At 38.0% G+C, this 14,767-nt stretch carries 19 protein-coding genes; 6 read left to right on the top strand and 13 right to left on the bottom strand.

The window, feature by feature from the left end; genetic code table 11:
- The first annotated feature begins 95 nt into the window (after nucleotides 1–95).
- Nucleotides 96–626 carry a tryptophan transporter gene (locus tag ACN6NE_RS13970; RefSeq protein ID WP_129706113.1) on the top strand — a complete coding sequence of 177 codons (531 nt, stop codon included), beginning with the start codon at nucleotides 96–98 and terminating at the stop codon, nucleotides 624–626.
- Between the two features lie 257 nt (nucleotides 627–883).
- Here the strand turns inward: ACN6NE_RS13970 and yhzF are convergent, their stop codons facing one another.
- Nucleotides 884–1,057: a membrane protein YhzF gene (gene yhzF, locus ACN6NE_RS13965; protein ID WP_465119511.1), complete on the bottom strand. Its 174-nt coding sequence runs from the start codon at nucleotides 1,055–1,057 to the stop codon at nucleotides 884–886.
- A 118-nt stretch (nucleotides 1,058–1,175) separates the two neighbouring features.
- Between yhzF and ACN6NE_RS13960 the strand changes: the two genes are divergently transcribed.
- Nucleotides 1,176–1,571 (top strand): YtxH domain-containing protein, encoded by a 396-nt coding sequence (locus ACN6NE_RS13960; RefSeq protein ID WP_116075084.1) that lies wholly within the window; start codon nucleotides 1,176–1,178, stop codon nucleotides 1,569–1,571.
- Nucleotides 1,572–1,684: 113 nt separating this feature from the next.
- A complete protein-coding gene (locus ACN6NE_RS13955; protein ID WP_014461677.1) occupies nucleotides 1,685–2,281 on the top strand; it encodes an HTH-type transcriptional regulator Hpr in 597 nt (198 codons plus the stop codon).
- A gap of 3 nt (nucleotides 2,282–2,284) precedes the next feature.
- On the opposite strand, the gene ACN6NE_RS13950 is transcribed toward ACN6NE_RS13955, so the two are convergent.
- Complete coding sequence (locus ACN6NE_RS13950; RefSeq protein ID WP_013055313.1) at nucleotides 2,285–2,629, bottom strand: DUF1878 family protein; 345 nt, start codon at nucleotides 2,627–2,629, stop codon at nucleotides 2,285–2,287.
- A gap of 476 nt (nucleotides 2,630–3,105) precedes the next feature.
- On the opposite strand from ACN6NE_RS13950, the gene ACN6NE_RS13945 reads away from it, so the two are divergent.
- A complete protein-coding gene (locus ACN6NE_RS13945; RefSeq protein WP_013055312.1) occupies nucleotides 3,106–3,285 on the top strand; it encodes a hypothetical protein in 180 nt (59 codons plus the stop codon).
- A 35-nt stretch (nucleotides 3,286–3,320) separates the two neighbouring features.
- On the opposite strand, the gene ACN6NE_RS13940 is transcribed toward ACN6NE_RS13945, so the two are convergent.
- Nucleotides 3,321–3,416, bottom strand: a complete 96-nt coding sequence (locus ACN6NE_RS13940) for a YjcZ family sporulation protein (protein WP_016762974.1) — start codon at nucleotides 3,414–3,416, stop codon at nucleotides 3,321–3,323.
- Nucleotides 3,417–3,452: 36 nt separating this feature from the next.
- Nucleotides 3,453–3,542 (bottom strand): YjcZ family sporulation protein, encoded by a 90-nt coding sequence (locus ACN6NE_RS13935; protein ID WP_129706111.1) that lies wholly within the window; start codon nucleotides 3,540–3,542, stop codon nucleotides 3,453–3,455.
- Between the two features lie 306 nt (nucleotides 3,543–3,848).
- Here ACN6NE_RS13935 and ACN6NE_RS13930 point away from each other — a divergent pair, with 306 nt between their 5' ends.
- Complete coding sequence (locus ACN6NE_RS13930) at nucleotides 3,849–4,772, top strand: peptidylprolyl isomerase (protein ID WP_016762972.1); 924 nt, start codon at nucleotides 3,849–3,851, stop codon at nucleotides 4,770–4,772.
- Nucleotides 4,773–4,814: 42 nt separating this feature from the next.
- Here the strand turns inward: ACN6NE_RS13930 and ACN6NE_RS13925 are convergent, their stop codons facing one another.
- The 4 genes from ACN6NE_RS13925 to ACN6NE_RS13910 form a co-directional block, all read right to left on the bottom strand.
- Nucleotides 4,815–4,997, bottom strand: coding sequence for a sporulation YhaL family protein (locus ACN6NE_RS13925; RefSeq protein ID WP_013055310.1), 183 nt, complete (start codon nucleotides 4,995–4,997; stop codon nucleotides 4,815–4,817).
- A gap of 65 nt (nucleotides 4,998–5,062) precedes the next feature.
- Nucleotides 5,063–6,004 carry a 3'-5' exoribonuclease YhaM gene (gene yhaM / locus ACN6NE_RS13920; protein ID WP_129706107.1) on the bottom strand — a complete coding sequence of 314 codons (942 nt, stop codon included), beginning with the start codon at nucleotides 6,002–6,004 and terminating at the stop codon, nucleotides 5,063–5,065.
- A 475-nt stretch (nucleotides 6,005–6,479) separates the two neighbouring features.
- Nucleotides 6,480–7,733, bottom strand: coding sequence for an ABC transporter permease (locus ACN6NE_RS13915; protein WP_474325669.1), 1,254 nt, complete (start codon nucleotides 7,731–7,733; stop codon nucleotides 6,480–6,482).
- On the bottom strand, nucleotides 7,726–8,625 hold the full coding sequence (locus ACN6NE_RS13910; protein ID WP_129706103.1) for an ABC transporter ATP-binding protein: 900 nt from the start codon (nucleotides 8,623–8,625) through the stop codon (nucleotides 7,726–7,728). Before ACN6NE_RS13910 ends, ACN6NE_RS13915 begins: the two co-directional genes overlap by 8 nt.
- Before the next feature lie 141 nt (nucleotides 8,626–8,766).
- On the opposite strand from ACN6NE_RS13910, the gene ACN6NE_RS13905 reads away from it, so the two are divergent.
- On the top strand, nucleotides 8,767–8,952 hold the full coding sequence (locus ACN6NE_RS13905; protein ID WP_013055306.1) for a YhzD family protein: 186 nt from the start codon (nucleotides 8,767–8,769) through the stop codon (nucleotides 8,950–8,952).
- 40 nt (nucleotides 8,953–8,992) lie between these two features.
- Here ACN6NE_RS13905 and ACN6NE_RS13900 read toward each other — a convergent pair whose 3' ends face one another.
- The 5 genes from ACN6NE_RS13900 to ACN6NE_RS13880 all read right to left on the bottom strand — a co-directional run bounded on the left by ACN6NE_RS13900 (nucleotide 8,993) and on the right by ACN6NE_RS13880 (nucleotide 14,741).
- Complete coding sequence (locus ACN6NE_RS13900; protein WP_013055305.1) at nucleotides 8,993–9,265, bottom strand: HU family DNA-binding protein; 273 nt, start codon at nucleotides 9,263–9,265, stop codon at nucleotides 8,993–8,995.
- A gap of 112 nt (nucleotides 9,266–9,377) precedes the next feature.
- Complete coding sequence (locus tag ACN6NE_RS13895; protein ID WP_474325667.1) at nucleotides 9,378–10,181, bottom strand: enoyl-CoA hydratase; 804 nt, start codon at nucleotides 10,179–10,181, stop codon at nucleotides 9,378–9,380.
- Between the two features lie 5 nt (nucleotides 10,182–10,186).
- Nucleotides 10,187–11,800 carry a long-chain fatty acid--CoA ligase gene (locus ACN6NE_RS13890; protein ID WP_474325665.1) on the bottom strand — a complete coding sequence of 538 codons (1,614 nt, stop codon included), beginning with the start codon at nucleotides 11,798–11,800 and terminating at the stop codon, nucleotides 10,187–10,189.
- A 114-nt stretch (nucleotides 11,801–11,914) separates the two neighbouring features.
- Nucleotides 11,915–13,414: a coproporphyrinogen III oxidase gene (locus ACN6NE_RS13885; RefSeq protein WP_474325663.1), complete on the bottom strand. Its 1,500-nt coding sequence runs from the start codon at nucleotides 13,412–13,414 to the stop codon at nucleotides 11,915–11,917.
- A gap of 448 nt (nucleotides 13,415–13,862) precedes the next feature.
- A complete protein-coding gene (locus tag ACN6NE_RS13880; protein ID WP_028412564.1) occupies nucleotides 13,863–14,741 on the bottom strand; it encodes a Cof-type HAD-IIB family hydrolase in 879 nt (292 codons plus the stop codon).
- Nucleotides 14,742–14,767 lie beyond the last annotated feature (26 nt).

Raw genomic sequence — 14,767 nt, 5'->3', positions numbered from 1 at the left:
ATAAATATGTTATAATCAGTATGTAAATATATGCAATGGGCATAGACGCACCATTGGTATATTTCGAGCTTAGCTTAGAAGAGGAGAGATGAGAAATGAATACAAAAGTTTTAGTTTCTTTAGCGTTATTAGTCGGAATTGGAGCGGTTCTCCACACGGTGGTACCTCCTATTTTATTTGGAATGAAGCCGGATATGATGTTAACAATGATGTTTTTAGCAATCCTGTTGTTTCCTAGCGTAAAAAATGTTGCACTAGTTGGCTTAACAACAGCTGCTATTTCTGCTTTAACAACAAGCTTTCCTGGCGGACAAATTGCAAACTTAATTGATAAACCAATTACAGCATTTGTTTTCTTTGCATTATTTATGCTTGTGAAAAAAGCAACAGGCATTAAAACACCAGTCGCTGCTGCTTTAACAGCTGTTGGCACACTCGTATCAGGAACCGTATTCTTGTCAGCTGCCGCGCTAATCGTCGGCTTACCGGGCGGAAACAGCGTCATGGCACTTGTTGCTGCGGTTGTATTACCTGCAACAGTAGTGAATACAATCGTTATGGTCGTTATTTATCCAATTGTTCAATCCGTTCTAAAACGCACAAGCATCAAAGCAAAATTATCGTAACGTCAAGAGCCTGATTTAATTAAGAATCAGGCTCTTTTTTTACACCAAAAGCTAAGGCCCGCCAAAGCGTGGCGGACCTTTAGATAAAACGGTTCATTTATAGTATGTTGCTGATCTTTTAGAGACAGCCTACAGTTCGACTCTTAACTTTTTGTTTAAAAAGAAATGGTACAGGATGCTTTTCACTTAAATTTCATTTGCAGCTCATACAATAGGTATGAAGACTTACTATGTAATAAAGGTTTAAGTTCCCCATCCTAGGTTACATAATAAAGTATAAGCGCCAATAAAAAACTCGCAAAAGCCACCGTCGCACATGTAAGAGACTTTTGTTTAAGCACATGTTTAGGTGGATATGATGCCGTTCTAGTCGTAAGGCTAAACCATTTAAAGGCAGCCAGAAAAAAACTCAGGCTAATCATCAAAAGAATGAATAAAGCTACCCCATATTGATAACCTCCTTCTTTTGTATAAATCTATGCTATTTTTTTATGATTATGTCAGAAGGAAGTGTTAGCAATTACTTTACTACATAGGAGGAAATAAATAATGAGTAGAATGAAAAAACTAGCAGCTGGAGCAGCAATCGGAAGCACCGTAGCCGCTATTACAACGCTTCTTGTTACTCCATATTCAGGACGAGAACTTAAACAGCGTGTCAGTTCTAGAAAAGACCGAGTTAACGCTTCACAACAAGAGCTCTCAACGAAAATAAAAGCTGTTTCTCAACAAGTACAAATGACCGCCAGAGAAGGAAATACTATAGTGAAAAATATCGCAAGTGACCTTTCTACTACCCTTGGTCAGTTTAAAGAAGAAATTGTCCCTCATAAGGAATCCATTCAACATCATTTGAAAGAAATCCAAAATTCTTTGTCAAACCTAGAGGAACATGTACAGACAACTAAAAATCCCAATGAAAAAATTGACAAAAAAGAAGGTTAAAACGCCTTCTTTTTTAATTTTTTAAAATTTTGTAAATTTACATCTTTATAATTTTTTATTTTATTGGCATAATAGAAGATAAATAAAAAAAGAGACTAAGTAGGTGGGAGAAGATGAAAAAGACTAGTGATCAAGATTACAGTTTGAAAGAAGCACTTCTATTTAGCCAACGCATTGCCCAATTAAGTAAAGCCCTTTGGAAAACCGTAGAGAAGGATTGGCAGCAATGGATTAAGCCTTATGACCTTAATATTAACGAGCATCATATTTTATGGATTTCATATCATTTAAACGGGGCTTCCATTTCCGAAATTGCCAAGTTTGGAGTTATGCATGTTTCTACTGCATTTAACTTCTCCAAAAAACTAGAAGAACGAGGTTTACTTGAGTTTTCTAAAAAAGAAAGCGACAAGCGAAATACGTACATTCAGCTGACAGATAAAGGCGAGGCCATTTTATTAGATTTAATGGAACATTACGAACCTTCTAATAATTCAGTGTTCAGCGGTGCACTTCCGTTGCGCGACTTGTACGGCAAATTCCCAGAGTTTATGGAACTAATGACCGTCATCCGCAAAATTTACGGTGAAGATTTTATGGATATCTTCGAGCGATCTTTCCATCATATCGAAGAAGAATTCACTGAAGAAGATGGCAAGCTTGTCAAGAAAGATAAAGAAAACCACCAGGAGACTATTTCAAACTCTTAATGGTTAGTCCCTTATCCATTGAATAATTTCAAAAAATTCATTCATCACATCTTGATAAGAAGGTTGATAACGAAGCGATTCGACCGTCTCTCTAGGATTTAATTTATAATTAAGCATGCCAACAAATTGTGTAAGAAGCGGAACAAAGTCTGTTAGACCTTCCGCTTTTTGCTCAATATATTCGTTTTTTGTATCTTCACACAGAATTAAAATTTCCTCTACTTCCTTCTTTGTGAGCTGATTTCTTACCACTAAATCAATAAATGGTTTAGCTTCTTGTTCAGATGTCCCAGATAACAGTTTTATGTAATATTCTAAACGTGATACTCGAGATTCTAAAGTTTCCATCCGCTTCCCCTACTCCTTCAACGTTCATATACCTCTACTCCATATTGTACATGATTCATTCATGTTCTTCCAAATAATTCTTTCTTCGTCATTCACATTTCCTGTTTAAGTAGCGCCGTATAAAGATTTTCATATACTGATTATGTACTCACTGCATATATTAATATAAATCCCTCTGTCCTTTTTAACAATCCTTTTGCACAATGGCTAATTGTTACTCATTTCTTATCCATTCACTTTGCTATTTCGTTTAAAACCTATTTCTCAACTTCTTAACTACCCTTTATAAAATAAAAACCGCATTTCTGTGTAAATACCTTTTGAAATTCTTTGCTCAACTGTATATATAACTATCTATTTTACCGCTTTTTTGGTAATGTTAATATAGATATTTGTAAATTCATACAAAGCTGTACTATATAAATGACTATAAGACTTTTTGTCTTCGTCACACTGATTTTGTTAGGGGGATTTTTATGTACATATTCTTTATTGTATTTGCACTATTCATTTTATTCTACATCAATGCACTAACAAATACATTGTGTATTCAAAAAGAAATTCCAGCTGAAAAACAGCCTAAAGTCTTTCGTACGATTAATGTATTAATTACCATTTTATTAGTTTCATCTTATATTGAAGTATCATTTACATAAAAAACGGTGAGATGTCTCACCGCTTTTTTATAGGCTTAGCAAAAACAGCTAGCTCCGATGATAACTAATAAGATGAATAATACGACTAATAGCGCAAATCCACTGCCGTATCCGCATCCGTAAGAACCCATATCTATCGCCCCTTTCCTTTTATATTCATCTGTTTCCTAGTAGTAACATGCACAACCAACAATGACTAATAAGATAAACAGTACAACTAATAGTGCAAAACCGCCTCCATGTCCGCATCCGCTCATTTGAGCACCCCCTTTGTTTCTAATACTGCATCTTATGCATCAGCTCAAAAAACGTCTAGGCTTTTAGCCCAAACTCCATAATTTATTTCTCTTGCTTCTCGTTTGGAGATTACTCTGTGAGTTTGTCTACCGTTTTGAAAACGCTTTATAAAAAAGCTGTCATAAGCGTATAATCACTCCATACTTAGTGGAAAATAAATGTAAATTTACGTGGTTTTAACTTCATTTGCTAACATCAGGAAATGTGATATAGTAAATCTTGAGTCAAGCTACATAAGTAAAAATGATGAGTAGGAGTGTTTACGTATGAAAAAAAGCTTAGTTGCACTAACAACGGCAGCCAGTCTCGTTGCTTTATCAGCATGCAGTGGGGGAAATGATGCTTCAAATGCAAACGATTCTTCAAAAGTAATTGTAGAAACAAAAGCAGGCAATATCACTCAAGGTGATTTGTATAAGCAAATGAAAGATACAATCGGACAAGACCAATTTAATACACTCGTACGAAGCGTTACCGAAGAAAAAGTATTGAGTAAAAAATATAAAGTAACGGATAAAGAGCTTGATCAGCAGTTGAACATTCTAAGAGAACAATACGGTGATCAGGTGGATTCAGTTATTAAGCAAAAAGGCGAAAAAGAAGTCAAAGATATGCTAAAAGTTGATATTCTCCGTGAAAAAGCTGCTACAGCAGGCATTAAGGTATCGGACAAAGAACTGAAAAAGGCTTATGATGAATATAAAGCTCAAAAACCTCAAATTCGCGCAAGCCATATTTTAGTAAAAGACGAAAAAACAGCAAATGAAGTAGAAGCGAAAATCAAAAAAGGCGAGGACTTTGCTAGTCTGGCAAAAGAATATTCAACGGATCAGCAGTCTGCAGCTAACGGCGGCGATTTAGGCTACTTCGGTGAAGGCCAAATGGTTAAAGAATTTGAAGAAGCGGCTTACAAGCTGAAAAAAGGTGAAGTAAGTAAACCAATCAAAACAGAGTACGGCTACCATATCATTAAACTAGTTGATAAAAAGAAAGTAGAATCGTTTGAGAAAAAGAAACCCGAACTTGAGCAGCAAATCAAACGTTCAAAAGTAGATCAAGCAGAAGCGAACAAGAAGATTCAAAAAGAGCTTGATAAAGCAAAAGTGAAACCAAAAGATAAGGATGTAAAACCAATTTTCGAAGAAGGTGCGACAGATAGTCAATCTGGCGTAGAAACTCCTCAGCAGTAATGCTAAGAGCCTGTCACTCATGTGACAGGCTCTTTTATATAATCAGATGGAATCGCTGTTGCGTCTTTCTTTTTCCACTTGCATTCTTTCGATGAAGACTTGTCCCTCTTTTTCAATAAACGAATCATCCACTTGCTTATCATGTTGTGCAGCACGAATCGCCATAAAACCACTAAAGAAAATGCCTGCTACAACTAAATAAATCCAAATTGGTAGTGTCACCATATATTGATCCCCCATCACAGTTATTTACAACCACTATATGCGAAGGAAGAAAGACTTATACCTTTTTAATCAATCGTTGGTTTATAAAATGAGCGATTATCAAGTGCAAAAATACGCTCTGTAAACTCACCGGGCTTCACTTTTGTTAATGCTCGGTCCAGCATATTCATTTTAGCGTCTACATTGTCAATCAAATGAAGCATCTCAGCCTCTTTAATTAACGGCTTTTTCGGACTTCCCCACTCTTCTTTACCGTGATGCGATAATACAAGGTGCTGAAGAAGCATAACCTCTTCTCCTTCAATCGCTAATTCTTCTGCCGCTTTTCCAATTTCATTCACCATAATCGAAATATGGCCAAGCAGGTTCCCTTCGACTGTGTATATCGTCGAAACAGGACCTGAAAGTTCAAATACTTTGCCAAGATCATGAAGAATAACTCCAGCGTACAGCAAGTCGCGGTTTAAGCTTGGATAAAGGGTTGAAAATGACTCAGCCAGCTTCAGCATAGACACCACATGGTAGGCAAGTCCCGATACAAACTCATGGTGATTTTTAGTTGCTGCCGGATATTCTAGAAATTCCGTTTGATATTTTTTAAACAAATGGCGAGTAATGCGCTGGACATTCGAATTTTTCATTTCGAATATACGCTTTGTAATATGTTCGACCATTTCTTCTTGAGATAACGGCGCCACTTCTAAAAAGTCAGATGTGCGCACTCCGTCTTGGGGCTGTGCAGGACGAATGTTGCGTATTTTCAACTGATTGCGCCCGCGGTAATTCATTACTTCTCCAGCAGCTCGCACAATCTTTTGAGCAGCATAATTTTCCTCGTCATCTGGGGATGCATCCCACAGCTTGGCTTCAATATCACCTGTTTTATCCTGTAGGATTACCGTTAAAAATGGCTTTCCATTGCTTGCAATTCCTCTCGTTGAGGATTTAATTAAAAAATAAAGATCAACTTGCTCTCCTACTTCGTATTGAGCAATTCCTTTTGTCATGACCTTTTCCTCCTTACCACTTCATTCTATGTATTTGATAACGAAGCTCTTATCGCTTCGTCCGCTTATTTACAGCTCTTTACATCTCATTTTACCATCGCTTGGCACCGAATGCACGGTTAGACCCTTTTTCATAAAAGAATCCGGGACAGAAGTCTTTGAGCCGAAATGAAAAACGAACCATTGATCATAATTTTTGATTAGTGGTTCGTTTTTTTTCGTTATGGTGAACGTAGGTTTGATCTGTTTCATTCCTTCTAGCAGTTGATTGGAGGGCTAGACGCAGACTACCGCGGGAAAAGCGGAAGAGATGAGACCCCACAGGAGCGGAAGAGATGAGGAGGCTCACCGGCCGCCCGCGGAAAGGGAAGTCTTGCACGAAAATCAACTGCGGTGTAACAAGCGGTTCAGCTCATGTATCTCATTTGTTCGTCTTTAGATTTGATTCATTTAGTTATGTCTCAACCTCACTTCTTTATGTTTCTTTTTTCGTTAACTGCAGCGCCTTTTTAATATCTTTAAAAGAGGTAGATTGACCATACATAAGGACTCCTCCTTTATACACACGGGCACCAAATATAGCTAAAGCAGTAATCGTCACAACTAAAATCCCTATCGATACACTCACTTCCCACATAGGAACATTTAACATACCTACACGCAAAAACATAATCATCGGGGCAAAAAACGGGATAAAGGATGTGACCGTAATGATTGTGGTTTCAGGATCACCAAGTCCAAACATAGCAATTAAAAAAGCGGCCACAATCACAAGGGTCATGGGCGTAATCATTTGCTGTACATCTTCAATACGGCTCACAAGAGAACCTAAAAAAGCCGCGAGCGTAGCAAAAAGGAAGTACCCCAATATGAAAAAGACAAATGCATACACGAATGTAGTCAGCGGAACATCATTAAATCCGAGATAAGAAAAGATACCGTTATGATTTGTTTCCACACTGGCTTTTAACGATGTGTAGCCCACGCTCAGTATCACTGCAAGTTGTGTTAAGCTGAGCAGTGCAATTCCAATGATTTTAGCAAACATTTGTGTAATAGGTGATACGCTCGATACAAGGATCTCCATAACACGGGATGATTTTTCAGTAGCTACTTCCATCGCAATCATGCTCCCATACATGATAACGGCAAAATAAATAACAAACAGCAGCACATAAACAAGACCTCTTGCTTGATTTAGCTCTTGTTCTGTTTTGGCATTTTCAACTAACGCTTCTTTTTTAAATGAAACAGGGCTGTAAAGCTGATCAATTTGCTTTTCTTCTAACCCGATTTTCACTGTAGCCATAGCCACTTTTGTCTGCTGTACCGCCTGTTCTAAGGTAGAAGAAAGATTTGATTCGGCCAAAGAGTTAGCTTTGTACACAGCTTGAGGCAGCTGCTTATCGTTTAAAGATAAAAGTAAATAGCTATCGAGCTCCCCGCTTTTTACCGCTTGCTTTGCCTTAGACTCAGACGTAAATTCTTTTAAATGAATGTCTTTATCCATGGCATTTACATTTTGTTTGAACAACGTATATACGCTTTCCACTTCATAGATGACACCCACATTTGTGCCGTTATCGTCTGAATTAAAAACGTCGATAATTTTCTCCATATTTGTAAGAGCAACTAGAATAAGAGCAGTAATAATCGTCGTAATAATAAAAGATTTTGTTTTTAATTTATTAAGATATGTATGAAAGACAATGACCCAAAATTTATTCATAGGAAGCACCTACCTTTTCAATGAAAATATCATTTAATGAAGGCTCTTCCACTGCGAATTTAGATACAAATGAAAAGTGTTTAAGTTCTTGAAAAATGAGTTGTGATACGGATTCATGTTGAATTTGAACAATCATGCCCTCAACCGTTTTTTTTACCTTTACAACGCCTTCAAGCTCTGTAATTCTCTCAAATGGACCTTTTCCGTGTACAATGACGTTTTTCTTTCCAAATGAACGTTTGATCTCGGGCAGCCTTCCATACACTACAGGCGTGCCATGATGCATAATACATAAATATTCACAAAGTTCTTCCACATGTTCCATTCGATGACTTGAAAAAACAATCGTCGTTCCGCGTTTTTTCAAATCAAGAACCGCTTCTTTTAATACCTCTACATTTACAGGATCCAAGCCACTAAAAGGTTCGTCTAAAATAAGCAGCTCGGGCCGATGAATAACGGAGGCAATAAATTGAATTTTTTGCTGATTTCCTTTGGATAGCTCTTCTACTTTTTTGGAAGCATATTGAGGAATATTAAATCGAGATAACCAGTGCTCCATTTCTTGCAGCACGTTCGCTTTTTTCATTCCGCGCAACCGTCCAAGGTACACAAGCTGATCTTTGACTTTTAATTTCGGATACAGTCCCCTTTCTTCTGGAAGGTAGCCAACTAGATGACTTCTACTGTAAGTTAAAGATTTATCACTCCATTGGATGTGACCTGAGGTTGGTTCAATGAGCCCTAAAATCATTCGAAACGTCGTCGTTTTGCCAGCACCGTTTGCACCTAAAAAACCAAACACTTCGCCTTTTGGAATTTGCAAGGATAGCTCGTTTACAGCTGTAAATTCACCGTACCTTTTTGAAACTTCACGGATAGAAAGAGACATTTAATTCCTCCTTTGTAAATAAACCTATGTTTATTGTATGGAAAAAAATGATATCTGTAAACCTTAGCAGGATTTAGGGGAATAGGACGAGAAATATGTTGAATACGCTTACAATTACACTATAAGAGGAGAGTAGATTTTATGAGTACTTACACATTAACCGCTTTTGAAAAGACTGGAGAAAAATTAATAGATGAAAGTTTTGAAGCAGCTTCTGAGACAGAAGCAAAGACTATCGGCACCAAAAAGTTAGAAGAGCTTTCCTATTTAGAAAAAACGCATCGATGCGTTAGCTCTAGCGGAAAACTTGTATTATTTCATCGTTAATACAAAACGCCGGAAAGTTTTAGCTTTCCGGCGTTTTATATTACTTTACAGCTTCTTTTAGTTCTTTACCAGCTTTAAATGCCGGTACTTTTGATGCTGGAATTTGCATTTCTTCACCCGTTTGAGGGTTACGGCCTGTACGAGCAGCACGCTCACGTACTTCAAATGTACCAAAGCCGATTAACTGAATTTTTTCACCTTCACCTAGCGTTGATGAAATTGTTTCTAGTAATGCATCAACTGCTTTAGATGCATCTGCTTTTGTTAACTCTGATTTTGTTGCCACTGCGTTTACTAAATCTGTTTTGTTCATTTCCAATCACCTCATTAGTTTCTACATTATCTTGTGTTACCACTGTTTTGCAACTTTTAAACATGCTCTATCAATATGATAGACAAAAATATTGGCTTTTAAACTAGTTCACTTAATTTTCGGAAATATCTTTTTCACTTTGATTAAAAACAGGCGCTCGCTTTTCCAGAAACGCACGTACACCTTCCTTATGATCCGAACTTTGGCTCATAGCAAACTGACTTCTTTTCTCAAGCGCAAGCACTTGCTTTAATTGTGAAACAAATGTCTCCACATAAATTCGCTTTGTTTCCTTCAAAGCACGTGAAGGTTTTTTTAGCCAATATGAGAGATAATCTTCTACATGCTTCGCCAAATCTCCTTCTTTTATTTCATCAATTATGCCAAATTGATGAGCTTCCTCTGCTTTTAATGTCTTTCCTTCCCAAATCAGCTGTTTTGCACGATGAGCACCGATGCGCTTTTCTAGTAAAAAATGACAGCCTCCGTCTGGAATTAGAGCAATACCGATAAAGTTCATCGCAATTTTTGTGTGTCTTTCTGCAATAATATAATCAGAAGCAAGCGCAATGCTGAGCCCTAGCCCTGCTGCCGCACCGTGCAGTACACTTATCGTCATTTGAGGGAGGCTGTATAAAGTCAGGACGGCTTCATTAATCAAATCCATTACCTGCTCAAAACGTTCTGATTGTGAAGGTGACATCATCATATTAATATCTCCGCCTGCTGAAAATACTTTTCCGTTTCCTTTTACTATTAAAAAGTCCGCTTCACTTTCTTCGACAACTTTTAAACATTGAATAAACTGCTCTAGCACTTCTTCGTTTAATGCATTTAACGCATCCGGCCTGTTAAACGAAATTGTGGCGATACGCTCTTGCAAAACTAGTTCTACTACTTTTAATTCGACGGTCATCTTACTCACCCTTTCTGATAATGATTGAGGACTTGTTCACGAAGCGTACGTTTCAAAAATTTTCCTACTGTTGTCTTTGGAATTACATTCATAAATAAAATGTCATCTGGAAGCCACCATTTTGCAAACTGCGGCGCTAAAAATTCGAGCAGCTCTTCTGATGAAACGACACCTTTGTATGCATCTTTTAACACGACACAAGCCACTGGACGCTCTTGCCACATCTTATGAGGGACTGCTATGACACAGGCTTCGAAAACAGCTTCATGGGCAATAAGCGCGTTTTCTAGATCAACCGATGAAATCCATTCTCCTCCGCTTTTAATTAAATCTTTTGTTCGGTCTACGATTTTGATCGTTCCCTCTTCGTCAACCGTCACAATATCTCCGGTATACAGCCAGCCGTCTTTAAACGTATCTTCTGTTCTTTTATCCTTGTAATATTCAGAAGCTACCCATGGGCCCTTTAGTAATAGCTCACCCATTTCCACTCCATCCCAAGCAATTTCTCCATTTTGACCTATTACTTTCATTTCAACGCCAGGAACTAAGAAACCTTGCTTCGCTTTTACGTTGAGGTGATACTCAAAGTCTTCGCTGTACTGATAGCTTTTTAAGCGGGAGACGGTCACAACAGGGCTTGTTTCCGTCATTCCGTATGCATGCATAAATTCAATTTGATATTTTTCCTGAAATTCTCGAATAACGCTTTTTGGAGCCGCTGATCCGCCGCATAAAATAGCGCGCAAACTATCGACTGCGTAAGGCCTTTTTTCTATCTCTTGTAAAAAGTTTAACCAAACGGTAGGTACTGCTGCAGCCAGAGTTACTTTCTCTTCTTCAATCAGAGAAGCAATCGTCTCTGAAGTACAAAAAGCACCCGGCAGCACGAGCTTTGTTCCAAACCAAACGGCAGCAAAGGGAATTCCCCATGCGTTCACGTGAAACATTGGAACGATAGGCATAGCGATATCAGCTTCTGATAATCCAGCACTATCAGCAAGCCCTAGCGCCATACAGTGCAGATAAATAGCGTGATGAGAATATACAACGCCCTTTGGCTCTCCTGTAGTAGCAGAGGTATAACAAAGACCTGCTGGTTCTTCTTCGTTTAAATCTTGAACAAAAGAATGCGATGCATCCCCTTGTTTAATCCAACTTTCGTAATGATAAACTGGCAAGTCTGTTTCTGGCAGCTTATTTTCATCTGACATAATGATATAGGCTTCAACATGTGGAAGCTTTTGATGAATGCTTTCAAATAAAGGTAAAAAACATTCATCAAATAAAATGACCTTATCGCGTGCATGGTTAATGATGTATACAATTTGCTCAGGATCTAACCGGATATTGATGGTGTGAAGAACAGCGCCCATTCCGGGCACAGCGAAATAAGCCTCTAGATGTCTATGATGATTCCATGCAAACGTCCCGACTCTTTCTCCTCGCTTCACTCCAATTTGTTCTAGCATACTAGAGAGCTGCCGAGTCCGTTTTATTAACTGGTTATAAGTTAAACGCTGAATTCCTTTTGAAGATTTAGAAATCACTTCTTTTTTACTAAACAGCTTTTCAGCTCTTTCCATCATAGATGGTACGGTTAACTGTACATTCATCATTAAGCGGCACCTCGCATCGCTATAATAAGAAAACGCTTACAACTTTTTATATATTCAACAGATTCCGACATTTCCCTGCCGAAAATAAAAAAAGATCACTAAAAAGTGACCTTTTTATTTCATAAATAATTCATCTAAAATCTTGAGTTTCTCTTGTGTGTAGTGCTCGAATCCATCGTTGTACGATTTTGGGTCTTTTGGATTCGCAAACCTTGTAATAATGCCTGTCTCTGGATGCACAAACTTACTGGATGCCCCGCATCCAAGGCCAATAATCGTCTGCTTTTCTTCCATAATCATAATGTTGTACAAGCTCTCTTGACCAGGGAATGAATATCCAACGTTCTCTAAATTACCTAAAATATTTTTTTGGCGATATAAATAATAAGGTTCATACCCTTGTTCTTGAGTCCACTCAGTCGCTAAATCCATCATTTTACCAATTTCATAACGATCTGCCACTTTATATTTCCGTTTATTTTGAGTCATTTCAGACGCGCGTTTAAACGATAGCGTATGAACAGTTAAAGATTCCGGAAGCAATTTTTTAGATTCGTCTAGCGTATGCTGAAATTCTTCTACACCTTCATTTGGAAGCCCAATAATTAAATCCATGTTAATGTTATTCATCCCCATTTTTCGAGAAAGATGAAATTTATCAATAGTTTCTTCAACTGTATGATGACGTCCAATAGCTCTCAAGGTTTCTTGAATATAAGACTGCGGATTTACACTAATCCGGTCAATATTCCATTTGTTCAAAACAGCTAGCTTTTCTTCCGTAATCGTATCGGGTCTTCCTGCTTCTACCGTAATTTCACGGATATTTTGTACATCTGGGAACGATTCATACATCTCTTCATACAGCATATCCATTTCTTCAGCAGTAATGCTCGTTGGTGTACCTCCGCCATAATAGACGGTTGTAATCTTGACGTTATTGTCTTTTAGCCATTTTCCTACTTCACGCATCTCATAATGCAAGCCGCCTAAAAATGACGTAACGGATCCTTGACGTCCGTTAATTGCATAGGCTGGGAATGTACAGTATGCACACTTTGTCGGACAAAACGGAATGCCTATATAAATGCTTACCTCGTTCTTTAACTCATGTAAATCTGGAATAGCTGCTAGTTGACGATCCACAATATGCTGCATTAAATTAATTTTGTCATCGGTGATTAAATATTCTTCCTTTAGCTCACGATGCGCTTGTTCTTTACTTTTGCCTGACTGCAGTTTCATATGAAGCAGCTTCGTCGGACGAATACCGGTTAAAATACCCCATTTTTGAACAATGTTTGTATACTCCTGTAGCACAGATAAGTAGACGCGAAGCACCACATTTTTTATTTGCTTAAATTTTTCTTTTTCTGTTTCATACGGCGTAAACGATTTAGAAAGCTCTTCTGTAAACACCTTGTCCGTTTCAGCGTCATGCAGCACTGCTTTCGCATAAATTTCTTCATGAACTTTTAGCTCTACTTCGACCTTCAGCTGAGCTTCGTTATCATCCTCAAAGGAGACGTTGCTTTCTTCAAAAAACAAATCTGAAATTCGGTGAAGCGGACGTAAAAAACGCTCATCTTCTATACCTTTTATATAAATGTTCAATATAATCACCTTTCAAATCAATTCTCTCTAAGTAATCAGTTTACAAAACCTACGTATGTCCGGTCAAGGTGCTCAGCTCAAGGGAATGCACGGACAGGAAACAAACGGAAAAAGAGACTAAGCCATAACTACATTAATTCAATCTAAAGACGAACAAATGGGATAAAGGAGCTCATATGAATCACTCGTTACACCTCTGTTGATTTCCGTGCAAGGCTTTGCTTTCCGCGGTCGGCCGATGAGCCTCCTCGTCGCTTGCACCTTTCCCTCAGAAGTCTTCGCCTTGCCCTCCAGTCAACAGCTAGAAGCACCTACATATATGAAACCTACGTTCACTCTACCAATAAAAAAATCCGAACGAATTGGATTCTCTATCAAGAATCTCGATTCATCGTTCGGGTCTTCCTTCGGCTAAACTACTTGTGTTCTAGCCTCTTTTTTCCTTTATTTATTTTAAACGAAAGCTGTCAATTTGATGAAGATAACCAAGGCGCTGCTGCTTTCTAAATAATTCTTTTACCATATAGGCTACACCATTTTCATTATTAGAACGAGTAACCCAATCCGCAAGCATTTTTAATTCTGTTGGTGAATTGCCCATGGCCACCCCCATTCCCGCATGTTCAATCGTTTCTACATCATCATAGCAATTCCCAATTGCTACTACGTCTTCCATTGGTATCCCTAGACGATTTGCTACATAACGAACGCCGGCAGCTTTTGTGGCTCCTTTTGGCGTAATATAACATCTATTTTCATTTGGATACGAAAACCATTCAATATCCGGAACTGCACTAGCAATTGTTTGCTCGGCGTATTCTTTTTCTCTACGATCTGCAAAATACACTTCTATTTTTGGCGTAGAAACAGGTTCATCACGAAGCGTATCTCCTAATGAATCTACGAACTGCACGGGATAAAAGAGCGGTTCTCCCGTTTTTAACACGCTTTTAGCTACAATATTATTAGGGAGCTTTACACGATTTCCAATTGAAAACCTTTCATGTAAAATGCGAACATGACAATTAAAATTTTCAAAAAGCTGAATGAGATTAAATGTTTTCTCCTCGCTAATTCTCTTATCTAGTATTGGTTTGTCTATCGATGTTCCGATAAAGGCACCGCTATGAGTAATGAGCATTGCTGGATGAACTTTAAGTGACCGAGCAATTTTTTTAGCAGACGGAAAATGCCTGTTTGTTACTAACGTAACGTAAACCCCTTTATTTTTCACGAATTGAATTGCGTCTTTCGTTTCTTTTGTAACGCGCCCTTGGCTATTTAAAATGGTTCCATCAATATTCAACGCTAGCAATCGATAAGCCATATGAGAACCCCTTCTTTCATAGATGT

The organism is Priestia sp. 53B2, from assembly GCF_056099005.1.
The sequence above is the reverse complement of the archived record's forward strand: the minus strand, read 5'-3'. Positions and strand labels throughout refer to the sequence as shown.

What these genes read in the sequence shown, in the direction of transcription:
- ACN6NE_RS13970 (WP_129706113.1), top strand. Translation starts at nt 96, where the DNA reads ATGAATACAAAAGTTTTAGTTTCTTTAGCGTTATTAGTCGGAATTGGA.
- ACN6NE_RS13960 (WP_116075084.1), top strand. Translation starts at nt 1,176, where the DNA reads ATGAGTAGAATGAAAAAACTAGCAGCTGGAGCAGCAATCGGAAGCACC.
- ACN6NE_RS13955 (WP_014461677.1), top strand. Translation starts at nt 1,685, where the DNA reads ATGAAAAAGACTAGTGATCAAGATTACAGTTTGAAAGAAGCACTTCTA.
- ACN6NE_RS13950 (WP_013055313.1), bottom strand. Translation starts at nt 2,629, where the DNA reads ATGGAAACTTTAGAATCTCGAGTATCACGTTTAGAATATTACATAAAA.
- ACN6NE_RS13945 (WP_013055312.1), top strand. Translation starts at nt 3,106, where the DNA reads ATGTACATATTCTTTATTGTATTTGCACTATTCATTTTATTCTACATC.
- ACN6NE_RS13940 (WP_016762974.1), bottom strand. Translation starts at nt 3,416, where the DNA reads ATGGGTTCTTACGGATGCGGATACGGCAGTGGATTTGCGCTATTAGTC.
- ACN6NE_RS13935 (WP_129706111.1), bottom strand. Translation starts at nt 3,542, where the DNA reads ATGAGCGGATGCGGACATGGAGGCGGTTTTGCACTATTAGTTGTACTG.
- ACN6NE_RS13930 (WP_016762972.1), top strand. Translation starts at nt 3,849, where the DNA reads ATGAAAAAAAGCTTAGTTGCACTAACAACGGCAGCCAGTCTCGTTGCT.
- ACN6NE_RS13925 (WP_013055310.1), bottom strand. Translation starts at nt 4,997, where the DNA reads ATGGTGACACTACCAATTTGGATTTATTTAGTTGTAGCAGGCATTTTC.
- yhaM (WP_129706107.1), bottom strand. Translation starts at nt 6,004, where the DNA reads ATGACAAAAGGAATTGCTCAATACGAAGTAGGAGAGCAAGTTGATCTT.
- ACN6NE_RS13915 (WP_474325669.1), bottom strand. Translation starts at nt 7,733, where the DNA reads ATGAATAAATTTTGGGTCATTGTCTTTCATACATATCTTAATAAATTA.
- ACN6NE_RS13910 (WP_129706103.1), bottom strand. Translation starts at nt 8,625, where the DNA reads ATGTCTCTTTCTATCCGTGAAGTTTCAAAAAGGTACGGTGAATTTACA.
- ACN6NE_RS13905 (WP_013055306.1), top strand. Translation starts at nt 8,767, where the DNA reads ATGAGTACTTACACATTAACCGCTTTTGAAAAGACTGGAGAAAAATTA.
- ACN6NE_RS13900 (WP_013055305.1), bottom strand. Translation starts at nt 9,265, where the DNA reads ATGAACAAAACAGATTTAGTAAACGCAGTGGCAACAAAATCAGAGTTA.
- ACN6NE_RS13895 (WP_474325667.1), bottom strand. Translation starts at nt 10,181, where the DNA reads ATGACCGTCGAATTAAAAGTAGTAGAACTAGTTTTGCAAGAGCGTATC.
- ACN6NE_RS13890 (WP_474325665.1), bottom strand. Translation starts at nt 11,800, where the DNA reads ATGATGAATGTACAGTTAACCGTACCATCTATGATGGAAAGAGCTGAA.
- ACN6NE_RS13880 (WP_028412564.1), bottom strand. Translation starts at nt 14,741, where the DNA reads ATGGCTTATCGATTGCTAGCGTTGAATATTGATGGAACCATTTTAAAT.